The sequence below is a fragment of the Nonomuraea gerenzanensis genome, assembly GCF_020215645.1.
GTDB lineage: Bacteria > Actinomycetota > Actinomycetes > Streptosporangiales > Streptosporangiaceae > Nonomuraea > Nonomuraea gerenzanensis.
Map to the genome: position 1 here is coordinate 438152 of NZ_CP084058.1, position 17319 is coordinate 455470.

At 71.4% G+C, this 17319-nt stretch carries 19 protein-coding genes; 16 read left to right on the forward strand and 3 right to left on the reverse strand.

Annotated features, from left to right (window positions below; translation table 11 throughout):
* The first annotated feature begins 81 nt into the window (after positions 1-81).
* The 13 genes from LCN96_RS02220 to ccsB all read left to right on the forward strand — a co-directional run bounded on the left by LCN96_RS02220 (position 82) and on the right by ccsB (position 13307).
* Positions 82-759 (forward strand): redox-sensing transcriptional repressor Rex, encoded by a 678-nt coding sequence (locus LCN96_RS02220; protein ID WP_148441666.1) that lies wholly within the window; start codon positions 82-84, stop codon positions 757-759.
* On the forward strand, positions 756-2012 hold the full coding sequence (locus LCN96_RS02225) for a glutamyl-tRNA reductase (RefSeq protein WP_225270918.1): 1257 nt from the start codon (positions 756-758) through the stop codon (positions 2010-2012). Before LCN96_RS02220 ends, LCN96_RS02225 begins: the two co-directional genes overlap by 4 nt.
* Positions 2009-2929 (forward strand): hydroxymethylbilane synthase, encoded by a 921-nt coding sequence (hemC, locus tag LCN96_RS02230; protein ID WP_225270919.1) that lies wholly within the window; start codon positions 2009-2011, stop codon positions 2927-2929. Before LCN96_RS02225 ends, hemC begins: the two co-directional genes overlap by 4 nt.
* Complete coding sequence (locus LCN96_RS02235; protein WP_225270920.1) at positions 2926-4479, forward strand: bifunctional uroporphyrinogen-III C-methyltransferase/uroporphyrinogen-III synthase; 1554 nt, start codon at positions 2926-2928, stop codon at positions 4477-4479. Before hemC ends, LCN96_RS02235 begins: the two co-directional genes overlap by 4 nt.
* On the forward strand, positions 4476-5459 hold the full coding sequence (gene hemB / locus LCN96_RS02240) for a porphobilinogen synthase (RefSeq protein WP_225270921.1): 984 nt from the start codon (positions 4476-4478) through the stop codon (positions 5457-5459). The genes LCN96_RS02235 and hemB overlap by 4 nt, the downstream gene beginning before the upstream one ends.
* Positions 5460-5624: 165 nt before the next feature.
* A complete protein-coding gene (locus tag LCN96_RS02245; RefSeq protein WP_225270922.1) occupies positions 5625-6266 on the forward strand; it encodes a bifunctional DNA primase/polymerase in 642 nt (213 codons plus the stop codon).
* Positions 6267-6295: 29 nt separating this feature from the next.
* Complete coding sequence (gene hemL / locus LCN96_RS02250) at positions 6296-7585, forward strand: glutamate-1-semialdehyde 2,1-aminomutase (RefSeq protein ID WP_225270923.1); 1290 nt, start codon at positions 6296-6298, stop codon at positions 7583-7585.
* Positions 7586-7776: 191 nt separating this feature from the next.
* On the forward strand, positions 7777-8697 hold the full coding sequence (locus LCN96_RS02255; protein WP_225270924.1) for a LysR family transcriptional regulator: 921 nt from the start codon (positions 7777-7779) through the stop codon (positions 8695-8697).
* A 56-nt stretch (positions 8698-8753) separates the two neighbouring features.
* A complete protein-coding gene (locus LCN96_RS02260; RefSeq protein WP_225270925.1) occupies positions 8754-9392 on the forward strand; it encodes a histidine phosphatase family protein in 639 nt (212 codons plus the stop codon).
* A gap of 71 nt (positions 9393-9463) precedes the next feature.
* A complete protein-coding gene (locus tag LCN96_RS02265; protein WP_225270926.1) occupies positions 9464-10033 on the forward strand; it encodes a TlpA family protein disulfide reductase in 570 nt (189 codons plus the stop codon).
* Positions 10026-10748, forward strand: a complete 723-nt coding sequence (locus LCN96_RS02270) for a cytochrome c biogenesis CcdA family protein (RefSeq protein WP_225270927.1) — start codon at positions 10026-10028, stop codon at positions 10746-10748. Before LCN96_RS02265 ends, LCN96_RS02270 begins: the two co-directional genes overlap by 8 nt.
* On the forward strand, positions 10748-12307 hold the full coding sequence (resB, locus tag LCN96_RS02275; protein WP_225270928.1) for a cytochrome c biogenesis protein ResB: 1560 nt from the start codon (positions 10748-10750) through the stop codon (positions 12305-12307). The genes LCN96_RS02270 and resB overlap by 1 nt, the downstream gene beginning before the upstream one ends.
* Positions 12297-13307 carry a c-type cytochrome biogenesis protein CcsB gene (gene ccsB, locus LCN96_RS02280; protein WP_225270929.1) on the forward strand — a complete coding sequence of 337 codons (1011 nt, stop codon included), beginning with the start codon at positions 12297-12299 and terminating at the stop codon, positions 13305-13307. The genes resB and ccsB overlap by 11 nt, the downstream gene beginning before the upstream one ends.
* Before the next feature lie 9 nt (positions 13308-13316).
* Here ccsB and LCN96_RS02285 read toward each other — a convergent pair whose 3' ends face one another.
* The gene (locus tag LCN96_RS02285) at positions 13317-13610 is read right to left on the reverse strand and encodes a PLD nuclease N-terminal domain-containing protein (RefSeq protein ID WP_225270930.1); all 294 of its coding nucleotides are present in this window, start codon (positions 13608-13610) and stop codon (positions 13317-13319) included.
* A gap of 139 nt (positions 13611-13749) precedes the next feature.
* Between LCN96_RS02285 and LCN96_RS02290 the strand changes: the two genes are divergently transcribed.
* Together LCN96_RS02290 and LCN96_RS02295 are read left to right on the forward strand one after the other, a co-directional pair.
* The gene (locus LCN96_RS02290; protein WP_225270931.1) at positions 13750-14898 is read left to right on the forward strand and encodes a hypothetical protein; all 1149 of its coding nucleotides are present in this window, start codon (positions 13750-13752) and stop codon (positions 14896-14898) included.
* A 10-nt stretch (positions 14899-14908) separates the two neighbouring features.
* A complete protein-coding gene (locus LCN96_RS02295; protein WP_225270932.1) occupies positions 14909-15151 on the forward strand; it encodes a hypothetical protein in 243 nt (80 codons plus the stop codon).
* Positions 15152-15356: 205 nt separating this feature from the next.
* Here the strand turns inward: LCN96_RS02295 and LCN96_RS02300 are convergent, their stop codons facing one another.
* On the reverse strand, positions 15357-15578 hold the full coding sequence (locus tag LCN96_RS02300) for a BldC family transcriptional regulator (RefSeq protein ID WP_026214226.1): 222 nt from the start codon (positions 15576-15578) through the stop codon (positions 15357-15359).
* 257 nt (positions 15579-15835) lie between these two features.
* Between LCN96_RS02300 and LCN96_RS02305 the strand changes: the two genes are divergently transcribed.
* On the forward strand, positions 15836-16054 hold the full coding sequence (locus LCN96_RS02305) for a DUF4229 domain-containing protein (protein WP_225270933.1): 219 nt from the start codon (positions 15836-15838) through the stop codon (positions 16052-16054).
* Here the strand turns inward: LCN96_RS02305 and LCN96_RS02310 are convergent.
* On the reverse strand, positions 16051-17256 hold the full coding sequence (locus LCN96_RS02310; protein ID WP_225270934.1) for a hypothetical protein: 1206 nt from the start codon (positions 17254-17256) through the stop codon (positions 16051-16053). The genes LCN96_RS02305 and LCN96_RS02310 overlap by 4 nt on opposite strands.
* Positions 17257-17319 lie beyond the last annotated feature (63 nt).

Here is a 17319-nt window from a genome sequence, read left to right on the forward strand (position 1 = left end):
GTTCACAAAGGGATTAACCTGAAAGACGGTTCGATTCCGTCACGCGGTCCCCAAGCCGCCCCTACCCTGGAGCACCGGCACGTGAAGAGCCCGTCCCAGCCCCGTGACCGCGGTATTCCCGAGGCGACGGTCGCCAGGCTTCCGTTGTACCTGCGGGCGCTGCACGGGATGGCCGAGCGGGGCATCGCGACCGTCAGCTCCGAGGACCTGGCCGTCGCCGCCGGCGTCAATTCCGCGAAGTTGCGCAAGGATCTGTCACATCTCGGCTCCTACGGCACGCGCGGCGTAGGGTATGACGTTGAGTACCTCGTCTATCAGATCTCCCGTGAGCTCGGCCTGACGCAAGACTGGGCGGTCGCGATCGTCGGTGTCGGTAACCTCGGCCGCGCGCTGGCCAATTACGGTGGCTTCGTCTCCAGGGGCTTCCGGGTCGCCGCGCTCGTGGACGCCGACCCCGAAGTGGTGGGCGACACCATCGCGGGATTGAATGTGGAGCACATCGACGACCTGGAAGCCGTGATCAAGCGGCGTGGAGTATCGATCGTGGTTCTGGCGACACCGGCGGCAGCGGCGCAGGAAGTGTGCGATCGCGTGATCGCCGTGGGCGTCACCAGCATCCTGAACTTCGCTCCGGTGGTGCTCACCGTGCCCGACAGCGTCGATGTCCGTAAGGTCGATCTATCCATAGAACTGCAGATTCTCGCGTTCCACGAGCAACGCAAGGCTGGGGGGCCACTCATGGCGGTGGACAGTCAATGAGTGTTCTGGCTATCGGACTGAGCCACCGCACCGCGCCGGTGGCGCTGCTGGAGCGCGTCTCGGTGACGGGCGACGCACTGGTCAAGCTGCTGCACGACGTGCAGCGCGATCCGTGCGTCGCGGAGGCCATGGTGGTCTCGACCTGCAACCGGGTCGAGGTCTACGTCACGGTCGACCGCTTCCACGCCGCCGTCACCGCCATCAGCGACCTCCTGGGCGTGCACACCGGCGTCCCCGTCGAGGAGCTGACGCCGCACCTCTACGTGCACTACGAGGAGCGGGCCGTCGAGCACCTGTTCTCCGTGGTGTGCGGGCTCGACTCGATGGTGGTCGGCGAGGGCCAGATCCTCGGCCAGGTCCGCCAGGCGCTCAAGCTGGCGCAGCGCCAGGGCACCGTCGGCGCCACCCTCAACGAGCTGGTCCAGCAGGCGCTGCGGGTCGGCAAGCGGGCCCAGACCGACACCGGCATCGACAAGCACGGCGCCTCCCTCGTCACCGCCGGCCTCGCGCTGGCGGGCGAGCTGGCCGGGCGGCGCGCCCTGGTGATCGGCGCGGGCTCGATGAGCTCGCTGGCCGCCGCCACGCTGGCGCGCGCCGGGGTGCGCGACATCGTCGTGGCCAACCGCACGTACGAGCGGGGCGCCCGGCTGGCCGAGTCCGTCGGCGGGCGGGCCGTCGAGTTCGCCGCCGTGGCCGACGAGCTGGCCGGCGCCGATCTCGTCATCACCTGCACCGGCGCGGGGCGCCACGTCATCACGCCCGGCATGCTCAGCCGGCCCGCGTTCCTGCTCGACCTGGCGCTGCCGCACGACATCGACCCCGCCGTACGCGCCGTGCCCGGCGTCACGCTGGTGGACCTGGAGACGATCCAGGAGTCCGGCATCGGCTCGCGCGAGGGCGACGCCGTGCAGTCCGTGCGCGCCCTCGTCGCCGAGGAGCTGCGCGCCTACCTCGACGCCGAGCGCGCCGCCAAGGTCACCCCGACCGTGGTGGCGCTGCGCAGCAAGGCGGCCGGCGTGGTCGAGTCGGAGCTGGGCCGCCTGCTCATGCGCGTGCCCGACCTCGACGAGCGCGCCAGGGACGAGGTCGCCATGACCGTCCAGCGGGTCGTCGACAAGCTGCTCCACGAGCCGACTGTGCGTGTCAAGCAGCTCGCCACCTGCCCAGGGGGCGATCATTATGCGGAAGCCCTGCGTGAGCTGTTCAATCTGGATCCGAAGGTGCCCGAGGCCGTGAGGGAGGTGGAGCTGTGACGTCGCGGTCCGGCGCGCTGCGGCTCGGGACCCGCCGCAGTCTCCTGGCGACCACCCAGTCCCAGCTGGTGGCCGACGCCTACGTCGCGCGCACCGGGCGGGCGGTCGAGCTCGTCGGCGTCACGACGTTCGGCGACGTCACCAAGGCCCACCTGGCGCAGCTCGGCGGCACGGGCGTGTTCGTCAGCGCGCTGCGCGACAAGCTCATCGACGGCGAGGTCGACTTCGCCGTCCACTCGCTGAAGGACCTGCCGACCAAGCAGGACCCGCGCTTCACGCTCGCCGCGATCCCGGCCCGGCACGACCACCGCGACGCGCTGGTCGGCACGCACAAGTTCGCCGACCTGGCGCCGGGCGCGAAGGTCGGCACCGGCTCGCCGCGCCGGGTCGCCATGCTGAGTGCGCTGCGCCCCGACCTCGAGTACGTCGCCATCCGCGGCAACGCCGACACGCGCATCGGCAAAGTCAATTCCGGCGAGCTCGACGCGGTCGTGCTCGCCTCCGCCGGGCTGCACCGGCTCGGGCGCGACGCGGAGATCTCGCAGATCTTCGAGGTCGACGAGCTGCTGCCCGCCCCAGGCCAGGGCGCGCTGGCCGTGGAGTGCCGCGCCGACCGCGCCGATGTGATCGAGTTCCTGCGCGTGCTCGACGACCCGCCGACCCGTGCCGCGGTGACCGCCGAACGGGCCCTGCTGTCCAGCTTGGAGGCCGGGTGCGCCGCTCCGGTGGGTGCGTTCGCGGTCGATGACGGGCACACTCTGAACCTGACCGCTGTGGTCGTCTCCATCGACGGCCGCGAAACGGTCCGCAAGTCCGCCGCCGGCTCTCCTTCGGAGGCTGCGAACCTGGGCCGCCTCCTAGCGGCCGAGATGATCGCCGAAGGGGCCGACAGATTGATGGGGGAGCATTCCCATTGAGCTCCGATAGTCCGACCTCCGGTTTCGTCGCGTTCGTGGGCGCGGGTCCAGGCGACCCCAACCTGCTGACGCTCCGCGCCGCCGAGCTGCTCGCCAAGGCCGACGCGGTGGTGCTCGACGCCGAAACGCAAACCCCGCTGCTGCGTCACTGCCGTGAAGGCGTCGAGGTCGTCGAGGCCTCCGGCGCCGACTTCGTGCGGCGCGCCGCACAGGGGCAGCTCGTGGTCCGCCTGTGCGAGGGCGACCCGATGCTGTTCTCCTCGATCACCGAGGAGGCCGCGGCCTGCACCGCGGCGGAGGTGGACTTCGAGATCGTGCCCGGCGTGCCGCCCGCGACCGCCGTGCTCACCTACGCGGGCATCCCGCCGGCGACGGCGGTGCCCGAGTTCCGCGTCGTCGACGCCGCCCAGGAGCAGGACTGGGCCGCCCACGCCGCCTGCCGCGGCACGCTGGTCGTCTACAACGGCATCGGTGACGCCGTGGCCATCGGCAAGGCGCTGATCGCGGGCGGCAAGCCCGACACCACGCCCGTCGCGGTCAGCAGCGGCGGCACCACCACCGAGCAGTACACCGTGGTGTCCTCGCTGGGCCGGCTCCAGGCCGACCTCAAGCACGCCGGCTTCACCGAGCCCGCGCTGATCGTGGTCGGCGAGGCCGTGGGCCAGCGCGACAAGCTGTCGTGGTTCGAGACCAAGCCGCTGTTCGGCTGGCGGGTGCTGGTGCCCAGGACGAAGGAGCAGTCGCGCTCCCTGTCCGAGCAGCTCGTCGCCTACGGCGCGGTGCCCGAGGAGGTGCCGACCATCTCGGTCGAGCCGCCCCGCACGCCGCAGCAGATGGACCGCGCGATCAAGGGCCTGGTCACCGGCCGCTACGAGTGGGTGGCCTTCACCAGCGCCAACGCGGTCAAGGCGGTGCGCGAGAAGTTCGAGGAGTACGGCCTCGACGCCCGCGCCTTCGCCGGGCTCAAGGTGGCGGCCGTGGGCGACGCCACCTCGCGGGCCCTGGTCGAGTTCGGGGTCAAGCCGGACCTGCTGCCCTCGGGCGAGCAGTCGTCGGAGGGGCTGGTGGCCGAGTGGCCGCCGTACGACTCGATGCTCGACCCGATCAACCGGGTGCTGCTGCCGCGGGCCGACATCTCCACCGACACGCTGGTGGCCGGGCTCACCGAGCTGGGCTGGGAGTGCGACGACGTGACCGCGTACCGCACCGTGCGGGCCGCTCCGCCGCCCGCGCCGATCCGTGAGGCCATCAAGGGCGGCGGCTTCGACGCCGTGCTCTTCACCTCCTCCTCCACGGTGCGCAACCTCGTGGGCATCGCCGGCAAGCCGCACAACGTCACCGTGATCGCGGTCATCGGGCCGCAGACGGCCAAGACGGCCGAGGAGTTCGGGCTCCGGGTGGACGTCATGGCCGACAAGCCGTCAGCCTCCGCCCTGGCCGCCGCGGTGGCCGAGTTCGGAGCCAAGCAGCGCCAGGCGGCGCTGGCCGCGGGCGACACGCCCCGCAGGCCCTCGCAGAACCGCCGTGGCGCCAGGAGGAGAGCCAAATGAGCGCGCACTACCCCGTCGCCCGCCCCCGGCGGCTGCGCCGCGACCCCGCGCTGCGCCGCATGGTGGCGGGCACCAGGCTGCACGCCGCCGACCTGATCCTGCCGATGTTCGCCAAGGAGGGCATCACCGAGCCGCAGCCGGTGGCCTCGATGCCGGGCGTCGTCCAGCACACCCGCGACTCGCTGCGCAAGGCCGCCCACGACGCCGCCGCGGCGGGCGTGGGCGGCATCATCCTGTTCGGCATCCCGGCGGTGAAGGACGCCCGCGGCTCGGCCGCCGACGACCCCGACGGCGTGCTGCAGGTGGCGCTGCGCGACGTGGTGGCCGAGGTGGGCGACTCGATCGTGGTGATGGCCGACACGTGCCTCGACGAGTTCACCGACAACGGGCACTGCGGCATCCTGACCCCCTCCGGCGACGTCGACAACGACCTGACGCTGGAGCGGTACGCCTCCATCGCGGTGGCCCAGGCCGAGGCCGGGTCCCAGATGGTGGCGCCGAGCGGCATGATGGACGGCCAGGTGGGCGTGATCAGGGCGGCGCTCGACGCCGCCGGCCACGGCAACGTGCCGATCCTGGCCTACACCGCCAAGTACGCCTCCGCCTTCTACGGCCCGTTCCGCGACGCCGCCGAGTGCGCGCCGCAGTTCGGCGACCGCAGCACCCACCAGCAGGACCCTGCGGGCCCGCTGGAGGACGCGCTGCGCGAGCTGCGCCTCGACCTCGCGGAGGGCGCCGACGCGGTCATGGTCAAGCCCGCGCTGGCCTACCTGGACGTCATCGCGCGCTTCCGCGCCGAGGCGGACGTGCCGGTGGCCGCCTACCAGGTCAGCGGCGAGTACGCGATGATCGAGGCCGCCGCCGCCAACGGCTGGGTGGACCGCGAGCGGATGATCATGGAGTCGCTGGTCGCGATCAAGCGGGCGGGGGCCGATCTGATCTTGACATACTGGGCAACAGAAGTGGCTCGACGGCTCTAACAAGGGGTTTCCCGTCAACTCGTGGGGCCCGTGGGCTAGAGTTGCATGACAAGTGCTGGTGTGTCCCGCGTGTACGTAGGTGCTTGCGGCAGGCCGCTGAACGCGGCTGCCGTTCCGTCCGGTGTCGGGGCCTCCTCAGGCGCTGTGAGTCGAACGGGAGACACCATGGTGGGGGTACCACTGGCTCGGCGTACCAAAAAGCGGGCCCAGAAACAGGCACGGCCGACACGGATCTCGGTGGTGCTCGAGTACGCCGCCCTGGGGTGGCCCGTCGTGCCGGGCGCGCATCCGCTGCGTCACGGGCCGCGCGCGTGTTCGTGTGACCGCGTGGGCTGTCCCGACCCCGGTGCCCATCCGCTCTCCCCGGCCTGGCACATGCAGGCCACCACCGACACCGCCCTGCTCACGCGCTGGTGGCAGGCCGAGCCCGAGGCCAACGTGATCCTGCCCACGGGGCGGGTGTTCGACGTCTTCGACGTACCCCTCGCCGCCGGTCTGTCGGCCCTGACCCGGATCGACGCCGCCGACGCCCACTCAGGCCCGGTCGCCGCCAACGGCGACCGGGTCTTGTTCTACGTGGCCACCAGGGGCAACCCGGAGGACGAGGACGAATGGTGGTCGTGCCAGCTCGACTGCGACCCCGCCACCATTGACGACACGCCCGGGCTGCGCTGGCACTGCCGCGACAGCTACGTCCTCGCGCCGCCCTCGACCCTGCCCAGCGGGCAGCCCGTCTCCTGGCTGCGGCCACCGGACGGTCGGCCGCTGCCCGACCCGCTGCGCATCCTGGAGTGGCTGGCCGACTGAGCGCGAACCCGGCCGGATAACCTGTTCCGGTGAGCCGTACGCAGACTTCTGAGGCCCTGTTCGCCCGCGCCCGCCAGATCGTGCCCGGGGGCGTCAACTCCCCGGTCCGCGCGTTCAACTCGGTGGGCGGCACGCCGCGTTTCATGGCCTCGGGGCAGGGGCCGTACATCACCGACGTCGACGGCAACCGCTATGTCGACCTGGTGTGCTCCTGGGGCCCGATGATCCTCGGGCACCGCCATCCCGCCGTCGTGGAGGCCGTCGAGCGCGCCGTGGCGACCGGGTTCTCCTACGGCACCGCTACGCGGGGCGAGGTGGAGCTGGCAGAGGAGCTGGTGGCGCGGGTGGCGCCGGTGGAGAAGGTGCGGCTGGTCAGCTCGGGCACCGAGGCGACGATGAGCGCGGTGCGGCTGGCCAGGGGGTTCACCGGGCGGTCCAAGGTGATCAAGTTCGCCGGCTGCTACCACGGGCACGTGGACGCGCTGCTCGCCTCGGCCGGGTCCGGGGTGGTGACGTTCGGGCTGCCCGACACGCCCGGGGTGACCGGGGCGTCGGCGGCCGACACGATCGTGCTGCCGTACAACGACCTGGCGGCCGTCGAGGAGGCGTTCGCCACGGCCGAGATCGCGTGCGTGATCACGGAGGCGTGCCCCGCGAACATGGGGGTCGTGCCGCCGCGCGCGGGCTTCAACGCCCGCCTGCGCGAGCTGTGCACCGCCAACGGCGCGCTGCTCATCGTGGACGAGGTGCTGACGGGCTTCCGGGTCTCCCCGGCGGGCTGGTACGGACTCGACCCCGTCGAGGCCGACCTGATGACCTTCGGCAAGGTCATGGGCGGCGGCCTGCCGGCGGCGGCGTTCGGCGGCCGGGCCGAGGTGATGGCCAGCCTCGCTCCGGAGGGGCCCGTCTACCAGGCGGGCACGCTGTCGGGCAACCCGCTGGCCTGCGCGGCCGGGCTGGCCACGCTGCGTGCCCTGGACACCGAGGCCTACGCCCGGGTGGACGAGGCCGCGCTCAAGGTGGGTGACCTGGCCTCCGAGGCGCTGGCGAAGGCCGGGGTGCCGCACAGGCTGCAGCGGGCGGGCAGCCTGTTCTCGATCTTCTTCACGGACGCCGAGGTGACGAGCTTCGCCGAGGCCAAGACCCAGGACACCGCGGCCTTCACCGCGTTCTTCCACGCGATGCTCGACCAGGGGGTGTACCTGCCGCCCTCGGCGTACGAGGCGTGGTTCCTGTCGGCTTCGCACGACGACGAGGCGCTGGCCCGGGTGGCCGAGGCGCTGCCGGCCGCCGCTGAGGCGGCCGCGGCCGTGCGCTGAAGCGGGCTCAGCGAGCGGGCTTCTGGTAGCGGATGCGCTGCTCGCGGGCCTGCTCGGCGAGGGTCTTGAGGTACGACACGGAGCTGGTCTGCTGCTTCTTCGTCTTCAGGATTCTCATGCAACTATTTTCATCTGCTTCACAGTCAACGACAAGCGAGACTTTCTACGCTAAACCGTTTAGGCTGACTTACATGTTGGACCTGAACCGGCTCAAGGCGCTTCACGCCGTCCACGTGTACGGGTCGGTGGGCGCGGCGGCCGACGCGCTCATGGTCACGCCGTCGGCCGTCTCGCAGCAGATCGCCAAGCTGGAGCGCGAGACCGGCGCCCGGCTGATGGAGCGCAACGGCCGCGGCGTGCGCCTGACGGACGCGGCCGGGCTGCTGGCCGAGCACGCCGAGCGCATCCTGGCGCTGGTCGAGACGGCGGAGGCCGACTTCGAGGCGCTGCGCGGCGCGGTCGTCGGCCGCCTCAACGTGGGCGCCTTCGCCACCGCCACGCGCGGCCTCATGCCGGCCGCGCTGGTCTCGCTCAAGCAGCGCCACCCCGACCTGTGGGTGCAGCTCAGCGAGCGCGACCCCGACCGGGTCGTGCGCGAGGTCGCCAGGGGCGAGCTGGACCTGGGAGTGATCCAGGACTGGCTGAACCGCCCCATGGCCATCCCCGAGGGCCTGTCCAAGGCCACGCTGCTCGACGACGTGGCCGACGTGGCCGTGCCCGCCGATCACCCGCTGGCGGGCGAGCGGGAGATCGAGCTGGCCGCCCTGCGCGGCGAGCAGTGGATCAGCGGCTCGCCCGGCACCGTCTGCCACGACTGGCTGGTGTTCACGCTGCGCAGCGCCTCGCTGGAGCCGGTGATCGCGTGCATGGCCGACGAGTACCCGACCCAGCTCGCGCTGGTCGCGGCCGGTCTGGGCTGCGCGATCGTGCCGCGCCTGGGCCGCGACTGCGTGCCCGACGGCGCGCGGCTGGTGCCCCTGCGCCCGCGCCAGTCGCGGCGCATCTACGCGGTCTGGCGCACCGACGCCGCCCGCCGCCCGGCCATCAGGGCCATGGTGGAGGCGCTGGCGGAGTCGAGCAGGAAGCAGGAGAACGCCTGGGCGGTGAACTGACACCGCCCGGGGCCTCAGGCCGGATGTCCCGGGCGAGCGGATAGGCTGTGCCCACCATGGCTGATACCACCGTCGTCCACCTGCTGCGCCACGGTGAGGTGCACAACCCCGCAGGCGTCCTGTACGGCAGGCTGCCCGACTTCCACCTGTCCGAGACAGGTCAGCTCATGGCCGAGACGGTCGCCAAGGCCGTCGGCGGCCGTGACATCGTCAAGCTGTTCAGCTCCCCGCTCGAACGCGCCCTGGAGACGGCGGCCCCGCTCGCCGACAAGCTCGGCCTGGAGATCGTCCAGGACCCCCGCCTGATCGAGGCGGGCAACCTGCTGCAGGGCCGCATCGTGGGCCAGGGCCTGGGGGTGCTGCGCGACTGGCGCAACTACCGCTACTTCTGGAACCCGCTGCGCCCGTCGTGGGGCGAGCCGTACCCGGTCATCGTCAGCCGGATGAAGTCGATCATCGACGAGGCCAGGGCGGCGGCGCGCGGGCACGAGACGGTGCTCGTCAGCCACCAGCTCCCCATCTGGGCCATCAGGTGCGCCGCCGAGGGCCGCAGGCTCTGGCACGACCCGCGCCGCCGGCAGTGCGCGCTGGCCAGCCTGACCACGCTGACCTTCGACGGCGACCGCCTGATCAGCATCGGCTACAGCGAGCCCGCGGGATCACTGGAGACGGGGCCCTCGCTCCCCGGGGCCTGATGTCCGGAGCGTGCGGTGCCCCCGGTAGAGTTGCAAGCTCTACCGGTTGTAGTACAAGGAGATCTTCCTCCGTGCGCGCCAAGTCCCTCTCCCTCCTTCTCCCCGTGGCGCTGCTGGTCGCGGGCTGCGCCGGCAACCAGGGCGGTCAGCCCCAGGCAGGCGACACCCGCTTCGTCGCGGGTGACGGGAAGATGCAGGTCTTCGAGGCCGCCGAGCGCAAGCCCGCGCCCGCGGTCGAGGGGCCGACCCTCGACGGCGCCACCGCCTCGCTGGCCGCGCACAAGGGCAAGGTCGTGGTGCTCAACTTCTGGGCCTCCTGGTGCGGCCCCTGCCGGGCGGAGGCGCCCGTGCTCAAGGAGGTCGCGGCCAAGACCAAGGACAGCGGGGTGCAGTTCCTCGGCGTCGACTTCAAGGACCGCCAGGCCGACGCGCAGGCGTTCGAGCGCACCGAGCAGACCGGCTATCCGCACATCTTCGACCAGCCCGGCAAGGTCGCGCTGGCCTTCCAGGGCACGGTGCCGCCCGCGGCCATCCCGTCCACGCTGATCATCGACAAGCAGGGCAGGATCGCCGCCAGGGCGCTGGGCGCCGTCAAGTACACCGACCTGATGAACACCGTGACCAAGGTGCGCGATGAGTGATGTCGTGGCCTCGGGCTCGCTGCTGCTGGCCGTGCCGATCGCGGTGCTGGCCGGGGTGGTGTCGTTCCTGTCGCCGTGCGTGCTGCCGCTGGTGCCCGGTTACCTGTCGTACGTCACGGGCATGAGCGCCGACCCCAAGCGGGGGCGGCTGGTGCTCGGGGCGTCGTTGTTCGTGGCCGGGTTCGGGCTGGTGTTCGTGCTCAGCGGGGCGCTGTTCGGCGGCCTCGGCTCCGTCCTGCTGGGCAACGCCGACGTCATCACCCGGGTGCTCGGCGTGCTCACCATCCTGCTCGGGCTCGCCTTCCTGGGCGTGCTGCCCGGGCTCATGCGCGACGTGCGCATCCACCGCCTGCCGGCCGCGGGGCTGGCGGGCGCGCCGCTGCTCGGGGTGGTCTTCGGCCTCGGCTGGACGCCGTGCATCGGGCCCACGCTGGCCGTGGTGCTCACGCTCGGCCTCAACGAGGGCAGCGCGGGCCGGGGAGCGCTCCTGGCCGTCGCCTACGCCCTCGGCCTCGGCCTGCCCTTCGTGGGCGCGGCGCTGGCCTACAGCAGGGCGCTGCGCACGTTCCGGGCCATCCGCAAGCACTCGCGCCTGATCACCAGGATCGGCGGCGGCATGATGGTGGCCGTCGGCGTGCTCCTGGTGACCGGGCTCTGGGGAGAGATGATCGCCGCCATGCAGGGACTGATCGGCGCGTTCGAGCCGGTGATCTGATGAGCGTCCAGGAGCTGGAGAAGGAGCAGGAGCCCAAGCAGGGCTCGTTCGGCCTGGTGGCCTGGCTGCGCTGGGTGTGGCGCACGCTCACCTCGATGAAGACGGCGCTGATCCTGCTGTTCCTGCTGGCGCTGGGCTCGGTGCCCGGCTCGCTGGTGCCGCAGCGCAGCGTCGAGCCCGACAAGGTCGCCCAGCTCTACGAGCAGAGCCCGGCGCTGGCCGAGTGGTACGACCGCCTCCAGCTCTTCGAGGTGTTCAGCTCCACCTGGTTCGCGGCCGTCTATCTGCTGCTGTTCACCTCGCTGATCGGCTGCATCATCCCGCGCACCGCGACCTACCTGCGCGAGCTGCGCCGCAAGCCGCCCGCCGCCCCCAAGAACCTGTCCCGCCTGCCCCACGCCGACTCCTTCGACTCCGCCCTGGAGGTCGACGAGGCCGCGCGCCGGCTGCGCAAGCTGCGCTTCCGCGTCGTGACCGGCGACGGCTGGGTGTCGGCGGAGAAGGGCTACCTGCGCGAGACCGGCAACCTGTTCTTCCACGTCGCCCTGCTCGGCATCCTGCTCGCCATCGGCGCCGGGTCCCTGTACGGCTACCGCGGCAACGTCCTGGTCGTCGAGGGCGACGGGTTCGCCAACACCGTGGCCGCCTACGACCGGTTCATGCCCGGCAACCAGGTCTCCGCCGAGTCGCTGCAGCCGTTCTCCTTCACGCTGTCGGACTTCAAGGTGGCCTACCAGGTCGCCGGCGACAAGCGGGGGCAGGCCCTCGACTACTCGGCCCACCTCAAGGTCAGCGACACGCCGGCCGCGCCCGCCCGCGACTACGAGCTCAAGGTCAACGAGCCGCTTGAAGTCGACGGCACGCAGATGTACCTGATCGGCAACGGCTACGCGCCCGTGTTCAAGGTCACCGACGGCAAGGGGCAGGTGGCCTTCGAGGGGCCCGTGCCCTGCCTGATCGAGCAGAAGACCACCATGACCTCGGGCTGCGTGGTCAAGGTGCCCGACGCGCAACCGTCGCAGCTGGGGTTCCTGCTGCAGTTCCTGCCGACCAGCGTGCCGCTGACCAACGGTGACCACGCCTCGGCCTTCCCCGGCTCGCTCAACCCCGAGGTGAAGATCCTCGGCGCCTTCTCCGGCGACCTGGGTGTGCGCTCGGGCAAGCCGCAGTCGGTGTACGAGCTGGCCGAGCCCGAGGTGCTGAAGAAGCTCAAGCCCCTCGTCATGGGGTCCGCCGCGCCCAAGCCGCTGGCCGTGGGGCAGTCGCTGGACCTGCCCGACGGGCTGGGCAAGCTGGAGTACACCGGGGTCAAGGAGTGGATCACGCTCCAGACGTCCTACGACCCGGGGCGCTTCCCCGCGCTGGTGGCCGCCGCCACGGCCGTCGTCGCCATCGCGCTCTCCCTCATGATCCGCCGCCGGCGGGTCTTCGTGCGGATCTCCGGGGGCAGGGCCGAGGTGGGCGGCCTGACCCGTACCGAGGGCTCCGCGGCGGGCTTCGCCGAGGAGTTCGCCGACATCGTGAAGGTTCTATCAGCAGGAGAAAAGGATGTCCGCTGAGCAACTCGCCGAGCTGAGCGACCTTCTCGTCGTCGCAGCCGTGCTGCTCTACGTCGTGGCCATGGTGGGCTTCGCGATCGAGCTCGCCTTCGGCCGGGCCCGGCCCGGCAAGGCCGTGGCCACCGAGCCGGCCGAGGTCAAGCAGCCGGTCGCGGTGGGGGCCACGGCCGCGGTGCCCGACGAGGGGGCCTCGGAAGGCGCCACCGTCAAGGACGCCGACGGGAAGACCGCCGAGGCGGCGCCCGCGGTGGCCGGGAAGGCGGCCGACCAGCCGGGCGGGCACACCAAGGCCGGCACGGTGGCGCTCGTGCTCGCCTGGATCGGCTGGGCCGCCAACTTCGGCGCCATCGTCACCCGCGGCCTGGCCGTGGACCGGTGGCCGTGGGGCAACATGTACGAGTTCGTGGTCGCGATCTGCTTCGCCGCCGTGACCGCGTTCCTCGGCACCCAGCTCCGCCACAACGTGCGGTTCCTGGGCGCGTTCGTGATGGTCACGGCCGCGCTGGGGCTCGGGCTGGCCGTCAAGGTCTTCTACACCGCCGCGGGGCCCGTGGTGCCCGCGCTGAACTCGTACTGGATCGCCATCCACGTCAGCGCGGCGATCATCTCCAGCGGCCTGCTGACGCTGGCCGGCGTCGCCGGCGTGCTCTACCTGGTGCGGGGCGACGGGATGTCGCGCCTGCCGTCGCGGGCGGACCTGGAGAAGGTGGCGCACCGGGCGATCGTGTTCGCCTTCCCGCTGTGGACGTTCGCGGTGATCGCGGGTGCGCTCTGGGCGGACCGGGCGTGGGGTCGTTACTGGGGCTGGGACCCCAAGGAGGTGTGGTCGTTCATCACCTGGGTAGCCTACGCCGCCTACCTGCACGCGAAGGTGACGGCCGGCTGGCGGGGGAGGGCGGCGACGATCGTGCAGCTCGTGGCGTTCGGCTGCCTGCTGTTCAACCTGATCGGCGTCAACATCTTCATCGACGGCCTGCACAGCTACGCCGACGTCGACTAGCCCCGGGGGCTAGGAGACGTCGTCGCCGCGCATCCGCCGGTCGAGGTCCTTGAGGAAGTCGGGGTCGTCGTCCGGCCCCTTCGGCGCGCCCGGGCCCGGGGGGACGGGCCAGGCCGCCCTCGGGGCGCGCGGACGGCCGCGCGCCATCCACACCACGCCGCCGAGCAGCGGGATGAGCACGACGATGAGGATCCACAGCGGCTTTGGTACGTTCCGTACCTCGTCTTCGGGTGTGGTGACCACGTCGAACAGTGAGAAGAGCCAGAAGGCCAGCAGCGCCAGGCCGATCAGAACACCTGCCATGTCCCGAACTGTAAGCCATGTTTCGGCGTGATCGTGCTGCCTGATGTCCCATTTCGGGTGACTAGCGGAAGATCGGCGTCGTACGGTGGAATCCGATGCGTCGGTGTCCACGGGGCTCCAGGTGGCGTTGAGGGGTGCGATGGCCTTTTCTTCCGACAGGGGACCCAACGACAGAGGACGGCATCGGCGTGGGCGCTGGTGGCGGCGTGGCTCCTACCTCTTCTCGCGCCGTGGCGAGGCGCACCCCGACGCCGACCGTTCCTTCTGGTCCGACGCGCGCACCGGTGGCGGGGAGCCGCACCAGGTGGGCCGGCCCGCCGAGACGGGCAGGCTGTCCGGCACGCAGGACAGGATGATGTGGCCCGGAGGTGACGATCCGGAACGCCCGCGATGGCCATCGGACGGCACCCGCGCGGAACGGCCACGCGACGGTTACCGCGCGGAACGGCCACGCGACGGTTACCGCGCGGAACGGCCGCCGGACGGCACGCGCGCCGAACGGCCCCCCGATGGACGGCCGGCTGCGCGGTCGGAGGGGACGAGCTGGGACGCCTTCGGCCTACGCGAGCGCGGCGAGCGCCTGCCCGCCGCCGTCGTGGTCGATCGCCCCCGCTACACCTGGGCCGACTTCGAGCTCACCGACGAGCCGCTCAGGGCCCGCCCGCACCGCCCCGACGCGCCCTCGCTCGGCGACGGCCTGCGGCACTGCGGCAGGCTGGAGTCGATCCTGCACCGCCAGTGGGACGCCAGGCAGGGCCCGCCGTCCGCCGACGTGATCAGGGCCGTGGAGAGCCTGGCCAGGCTGCCCGAACGGTTGAAGGAACTGCTCGCCTCGGGCCTGGAGGGCATCTACGTCGGCCCCGGCGGCGTGCCCGACCTCGACGACATGGGCTACCTGCGCGGCGCCCCGCTCCCGTCGAGCCGGGCGACCTGGGACATCTGCGCCGGCGCGTACGGCGACAGGAAGATCGTCGTGGGCGACCGTCCCTCACCCACGCCCGACGTGATGATGCACGAGGTCGGCCACGCCATCGACGACATCGACGCGGCCTACGGCGACTGGGTGTCGGACTCGCCGGAGTTCGCGCGCCTGTACGACTCGGCCGTGCCGCTGCTGGCCTCGACGTTCCACCGCCAGGGCGGCGGGCTCGGCCGCAAGGAGTTCTTCGCCGACGCCTTCGCCGCCATCGCCTCGCGCCAGCGCCCGGCCCTGGTGGACATGCTCGGGGGCGACACGCGGATGGCGCTCGACATCATGCTGTTCTTCAACCGGCGCTACGGAATCTAGGTGATCGGCCATGTACGTCATCCGGCTCGCGGACGGCACCTTGCGCGTACCGCAGAGCCTGGCCAGCCAGGACGGCCGTCTGATCGGCAACGCCTACGTCGAGGTCCAGCCCGGTGACCCCGACTACGAGCAGTGGCTGCCGGAGTCGCTGACCGAGGAGGAGGCGGAGCTGCGCCGCCGGCGCTGGGAAGAGGAGAACGACGACCTGGAGCGGGAGTTCCTGGCGTTCAAGGCGCGGCAGGAGGACGCCTGACCGGGCTGCAGGGGGACGCCGGCCCGGTCCTGGGCGAACGGACAGGCGCCAGCCACGGTCGGCGGTTGGCGCCGCCCCGTGCCGTTCCCGTACGGAAGTGTGGCCGGGAGGGCACGCGAAACAGTGGGTTCCGCCAGCGGTGATCCTGGCGGGAAGGACCGCTGTTCAGGCGGCCCGCCTGCAGGATCACCGACTAGACGGAACGTCAGACGCGCGGGGACTCACCTGCTGGCCTGTCGGCCGTGAGAACGTCCTCGCCTCGGAGAAGGGCGTGCACTTCCGACTCGCGGAAGCGCCGGTGCCCTCCGGGGGTGCGGATACTGCTGATGCGGCCTGCCGCTGCCCAGCGTGTAACCGTCTTTGGGTCTACCCGGAAGAGGGCGGCAACCTCTCCTGGGGTCAGCAGACGCTCGCTGCTACTCTCCACCAATCTCTCCCCCTCGCATCCCGCTTCCTGCCAGCGGGCGGACAGGTAACCAGTGTGTCGAGCGAAGCCTGATTTATCCGTGGTTTTCTACAAAGATCACGGGTTGTTATCAGCTGACTGCCCGATTGTTATATGATAGAGCCTCTTTGGGGCTCTCGTGGGTGTTTCTTTACGAAACTCCCTAACTGGGAACAGTAGCAGTGCTCGCGTCCGATGCGAAGAGCGACCGCTGCGCCGGTCCGAGTAACCTCGAACCTGTGCGTCCCGTTCTCGTTTACACCGCGTCGCGGATCGGCTTGTTTCTCGTGACCCTGGGTGTCCTGTACCTGCTCGGACTCCAAAACCCGCTGATCCTCATCGCCGCTTCTTTCTTGATCAGCGGCATAGCCAGCTACGTGTTGCTGTCCAAGCAGCGTGACGCCGTGAGTGCGCGTCTCAGCGACAGGATCGACCGGCCGAAGCCGGACAACGACTAGGGCAGGGGGAACATGCCAATCCGGGCATGGTACTCCCGTCCGAGTCTCGTTGTGTCGCTACCGACAAGTAGTCCACTGCCGTGCGCGTAAAACGCCTTCACCCCGATCCCGCGCTCCCGCGTGGGATTCCAACTGAGGGCCTTTCCGGTGCTCGGATGAATGGCGCCGATCCCGGGCCGTGACACCGCGCCGGGGCCGGCCGAGTCGCGGCCCTGTGGATTGTCCAGCCAGCGCTGGTGCCCGCCCACGTACACCGCCGCACCGGTCACCGCGACCGCGTAGAGCGAGTCGCCGCCGGTGCTGTTCACCCAGGTCGGGCGGATGGCCGAGCCCTTCGCCCAGGTCTCGAAGCGGGCCGTCGTGTCGCACATGCCGCCCTTCGGGCCGCCCGTGGTGACGACCGCGAAGTAGCGGCCGTCGGGGGAGAAGTCGAGGCCGCGTACGTAGGAGGGGAACGCGCTGCTGCACGGGCGCGCGTACGCCTCGGTCCGCCACGGGGCCACTCTGGCGACCGGCCCGCCGACGTCGATCAGCCCGAGCTGCGGGCGTGACTGGCCGTCGAGCGTGGTGAACGAGCCGTCCACCGCGAGCCTGCGGCCGGAGACGGCCAGCGCGTACACCTTCACGCGTGACGTCAGCGGCGCGCCCGGCTCGACGGCGAACCCCGCGTCGGGCGCGCCGGTGGTGGCGTCCAGCCGGGCCAGCGCCGTGCGCGGGCTGACGAAGTCGCCGCCGACGTACAGGTGCCGGCCCTGCCTGGCCAGCGCGGTCACCATGCCGCCGCCGACGCGCGGCTGGAAGGCGGGCACCAGGGCGCCGTCGGCCAGGCTGAGCCTGGCCAGGCCGCGGGCCCGGCGGTTGTCCACGCCGTGGAACTCGCCGCCGACGTAGACGGTGCCGCTGTCGCCGGCCGCCAGGCCGTAGACGGGGCCGGCCACGCTCGGCGCGAAGCCGGGCAGGACGCGCCCGGTCACCAGGTCGTAGGCGAACAGGTTGTCGCGGGCGTGGACCGTGGTGCGGGACGCGTCGCTCACTTCGCTGAACGAGCCGCCGACCACGACGGTGCGGCCGACGACGGTGATGGCGTTGACGATGCCGTCGAGCACGTGCGGGGTGGTGTCGATCGGGTCGGCCGCCACGACGCGGGCGTGCGCGACGGGGGCGTAGGCGGTGATCGCCGCAAGGGCGACACGGGCAAGCATTCGCCAATATCTAGCAGACGTTGGGTAGTGCTGCGACTACTTTCCGTTGATTGTCCTGGATGG